The 4,483-nt window shown below is 74.3% G+C and carries 3 protein-coding genes and 1 pseudogene; 3 read left to right on the top strand and 1 reads right to left on the bottom strand.

Annotated features, from left to right (window positions below):
* From B7L92_RS31390 to B7L92_RS31380, 3 genes are all read left to right on the top strand, one after another.
* The coding region (locus B7L92_RS31390) for a MurR/RpiR family transcriptional regulator (RefSeq protein ID WP_081240712.1) at window positions 1-702 on the top strand (702 nt) is incomplete at its 5' end.
* A gap of 422 nt (window positions 703-1,124) precedes the next feature.
* A complete protein-coding gene (locus B7L92_RS31385) occupies window positions 1,125-1,499 on the top strand; it encodes a hypothetical protein (protein ID WP_081240711.1) in 375 nt (124 codons plus the stop codon).
* 199 nt (window positions 1,500-1,698) lie between these two features.
* Window positions 1,699-4,119, top strand: a complete 2,421-nt coding sequence (locus tag B7L92_RS31380) for a SpoIIE family protein phosphatase (protein ID WP_170102264.1) — start codon at window positions 1,699-1,701, stop codon at window positions 4,117-4,119.
* Between the two features lie 79 nt (window positions 4,120-4,198).
* On the opposite strand, the pseudogene B7L92_RS31375 reads toward B7L92_RS31380, so the two are convergent.
* Window positions 4,199-4,483: pseudogene (locus B7L92_RS31375) on the bottom strand (peptidoglycan-binding domain-containing protein); the annotation flags it as partial.

Here is a 4,483-nt window from a genome sequence, read left to right as displayed (position 1 = left end):
AGCCAGCCCTCGGTGACCCGGTTCGCCTCGGCGGTCGGCTTCAACGGTTACCCCGCGCTCCGGGAGAGGCTGCAGTCGATCGCCCTCGGGCCCCTCGCCGGCGGCCCCGCCGAGGAGAACCGGGGCAACGAACTCCAGGCGGCGGTCGACGCCGAGATCGAGAACCTGGAGAACCTGCGGCGGGACTTCGCCGACGCCGACCGGGTCATCGAGGTCGGCCGCCTCCTGTCCGCGTCCGCGCCGCTCACGGTCCTCGGCCTGCGCATCTCCGTTTCCCTCGCCGAGTACTTCGCCTACGCCGCCCGCCGTGTCCACCCGGACGTACGGCTCGTGACCCGGGGCGGCAGCGTCGCCTACGACGCGCTGCTGCAGTCACGGGAGGCGGGTGGCACCTGGGTGCTGGCGTTCTCGATGCCCCGGCACGCCCAGGAGACCCTGACGGCGGTGCGGGTGGCGCGGACCGCCGGGCTGAAGGTCGCGCTGATCACCGATCTGGCGCTGGGCCCGGTCGCGGACGAGGCCGACGTCACCTTCGCCACCGGCACCGGATCGCAGCTGGTCTTCGACTCCTACGCCGCTCCGGGCGTGATGTGCGCCGCGCTGCTCCAGGCCATGACGGACGCGGATCCGGAGCGGACGCAGGCCCGGCTCGACGAGTACGAGCAGGTCGCCGACCAGCACCGGTTCTTCCTCAAGGACTGAGCGGCACCCGGCCCCGCCGGACCCGCTCCGCGGAACGCGGCGGAACCGCGGCGGACCGCCCCATCAAAGCACGCATGAATGTTTTTATACGTCTTGCAAACCAGATCGCATATATAAATACTGCTCACGGATCGCGGCCCGACCCTTCCGGACCGCGATCCGACCCTTCCCGTCCTCACCCGCTCCGCCCGGAAAGCCGACGGTCCGCCCATGCGCAGCCAGCACCACTCGGCGCGCAGGACCCCGACCCGACCGGGCCCTCGCGCGCACACCCGGAGCCCGTCGGCTCCTACCCGCTCCGGCGGCCCGGGTGTCGGGCCGGGCAGCCCCTGCCCGGCCGTCCGTGGCGGCCCCGGCCATCCCCTAGGCCGGGGCCGCCCCGCCCCGTCGTCCACCCCCACGACGCCGTCCACCCGGAAACGATGATCATGCCCCTGACATCCACGCGCCTCGGCCCGGACTGGCCCTGCCAGGTCAAGACACCCGGCAGCCACGACTGGGAACGCTCGGCGGTCACGTGGCTGCGCGAGCTGGTGCCGGCGCGCTACGCGAGCTATCCGGCATTCGCCCGGCACCCCGTCCTGCTCGCCCGGCACGCCCAGATCCAGGTCGAGCACGAGATCCGGGTGGCGCGCACCGCCCTGCAGACCTCGCGGGCCGATCTACCCCGGCTGGGACTGCACGAAGGCGCCATCGAGCACACGATCAAGTTGTACGCGGCGGAGGTCATGCAGCTGCAGCACATCGCGCGCAGCGTGCGGGCGGTCGCCCGGGCCCTGGCCGGAACCGGTCGCTGATCCCGGGCCCCGCCCGGTCCGACGGGGCGGCGCACACACCCCGGCACGAGGACGTCGGGGCACGTCAGGCCGCCGGTGGCGCTCCGGGGGCACCGGGCCACGCGCCCTTCGCGGGAAGGGCCCCGACCTGCTCACCAGTGCGTTTCCGACCGATGAACCGGTCACCCCCCACGGTTCGGTGTGCCATGCTCGACGCGTGATGAGCGAGCCCGTTACTCCGGCGGAGTCCGAAGCCGTGCCCGACCTGGCCGAACTGGCCAGGGTCGTCGCCCGGCAACGCGCCGAGATGGACCGGCTGCGCGAGCAGGCGGCGACGTCGGCCGTGGTGGAACGCGCCAAGGGCGTCGTGATGGCCCGGGCCGGCTGCTCCGCGGACGCCGCGGGCGAGACGCTGCTCCAGCGGGCCAAGGCGGCCCGCCGCACCCTGCTGGAGGAGTGCTGGATCACCCTGGGCGACCCGGCGCCCGACCGGTCCGGCTCCGGTGTGCCCCGGGCACGCTCCACCACGGGCATATCCGACGGGGCGTCCGGTCTCCCCCGGACCGGCCCGCCGGCGGAACCGTCCGCTCCGGACGGCGTCGCCGCCTCCCTGGACCGCCTCGGCCGCGCCCTCGTCCACGCGGACACGTTCCACGACCTGGCCCGGTGCCTGCTGGAACACCTCGCACCGGACCTGGGCGCGGACGCGGTCATGATCTACGCCCGGCGGTCCGGCGGGAGACTCGATCTGGTCGGTCACGCCGGGGTCGGCGAACGGCACGTCGCCCAGTGGCGTCAGGTTCCCCCCTTCCACGGGATCGCGGTCCTGGACGCCCTCCGCTCCGGTGCGCCGCTCTGGCTGGAGGACTTCGCCGAGGACAGCAAGCGGTACCTGCTGATCGGCGACCCGCCCGAGCGGTGGCGGTCACGGGTGTGGCTGCCCCTGCCCGCCGGGGACGGCGCCGAGGTCTGCGTGGGCGTGCTGCGCGTCCGATCCGGACCGTTCACCCCGCGCGACCGCGCCCACCTGCGGGACGTCACCCGGTTGTGCGCCGGACGGCTGCGTACGCTCGCCGCCCCGCCGGAGCCGGCGTCCGTCGCCTCCCCGGACGCCGTGCGGACCCTGTTCGAGGCCCTGCCCGTCGCGGCGATGCTGCTGACCCCGGTGCACGGCCCTTCCGGCGAGGTCGTCGACTACCGCATCGACGCCGCGACGGAGCAGGTGGCCTCCGCACTGGGCGACACCGGAGGCGGCCCGGTCGGCCGGCGGCTGCGCGAGTACCGGACCGATCTGACGGACGAGCCGCTGTGGCGGGGCTGCCGGAACACGCTGGCCACCGGGGAGCCGTACGAGGGCGAACCCTTCGCCCACCAGGAAGTGGTGGACGGTGTCGCGGCCTTGTCCACCTACTCCGTGCGGGTGACCCGACTGGAGGGCTCGCTGGTCGTCACCTGGACCCGGCACGCCTCCTCCGACCGGCAGGAACAGCGGCTCGCCGACCTGCAGCGGCTGGGCAACCTCGGCTGGGCGAACTGGAACCTGGTCACGCATGAGCCGTCCTGGTCGTCGCAGGTCTTCACGATCCTCGACCGGGACCCCGCGGACGGGCCCGTCCGGCTCGTCGACCTCCCCGCGCTCGCGGAGCCCGACGACCGGCCCGCGCTGAGCCGTGCCGTCGACGTACTGATCCGCGAGGGAGAGCCGCTCGACGTCCCGTTCCGGGTCCGCACCGCACACGGCGTACGGCACCTGCGCCTCGCCGCCGAGGCCGTGGCCGACCTCAACGGCACGCCCGCCGAGGTGCACGGCTTCGTGCAGGACCTGACCGCGCGGCGCCGGGCCGAACTGGCCCTGGTGGAGAGCGAACGGGAGATCCTCACCCAGCACGACGTGCTCCGGACCGAACGGACCCTGGTCGCCCGGCTGCAGAACGCCCTGCTGCCCCTGCCCCGACAGGCGATGGACCTGGCCGGACTGCGCGTCGAGGTCGCCTACCTTCCCGCCCAGGCGGGCGTCCACGTCGGCGGTGACTGGTTCAGCGCCATCGAACTGCCCGACGGCGACGCCCTGTTCGTCATCGGCGACGTCGCCGGGCACGGGGTCGACGCCGTGGCCACCATGGCCCAGCTGCGCTTCACCGCCAAGGGCATGGTCATCACCGGTTCCTCGCTGACCGGCGCGCTCGCCCGGCTCAACACCCTGCTGCTGCACTCCCGGGACACCCACGGCACCGCGACCATGGTCCTGGCCCGTTACAGCCCCGGGGAACGGCGGCTGGCCTGGGCGCAGGCGGGGCACACCCCGCCCCTGCTGCTGCGCGGCGGCGAGGTGACCTATCTGGGTCGCCCCCCCGGCATGCTGCTCGGCGCGATCGCGGCACCCCGCTTCGAGGAGGCCGAGTGCCGTCTGCAACCGGGCGACCGGATCCTGCTGTACACGGACGGCCTGGTGGAGCGGCCCCCGGAGAACATCGACGCGGGACTGGGGCGTCTCGCCGAGGCCGTGACGGCCCGTCCGGGCGACGGGAGCGGGTCCCTGGGGGCGCTGCTGGACACGATGCTGGAGGGTGAACGCCGCGACGACGTGTGCGTCCTCGACGTCCGCCTCCCCGAGGAGCAACGGGGGCCCGGCGAGGCGTAGGGCGGGCCGCGGGCGGACGCCCGCTCCGGACCGGTGCCGTCGCGGTGCCGCCGACGCGACCGCGGCTTCGCCGTGCAGGTCAGTTCCCCGGGGGGACGGGGTCCTCGGCACGGCGCACGCCGGCCGTGCGGGACTCCAGCGCGAGCCGTGTGTCGTCGCCGTAGACGCCGGTCTCGTCGCCCNNCAGAGCTGGAAGCGGGCGACGGCCGCGGACAGGGCGGCGTCGTAGCGGCCGTCGGTGGCCCCCTCCCGGTAGACGTCCGGGATGCGCAGCAGCCGTCTCTGGAGTTCGGTCACCTCGGGGCCGAAGTCGCCCTCGCTGAGGAACCCCGGGAGGTCCGGGGACGACGGGGGCGGCGAGGAG

The organism is Streptomyces viridosporus, assembly GCF_002078235.1.
Classification (GTDB): domain Bacteria; phylum Actinomycetota; class Actinomycetes; order Streptomycetales; family Streptomycetaceae; genus Streptomyces; species Streptomyces viridosporus.
Note: the sequence above shows the minus strand (reverse complement) of the source record. Positions and strands in the feature narration are given on the sequence as shown.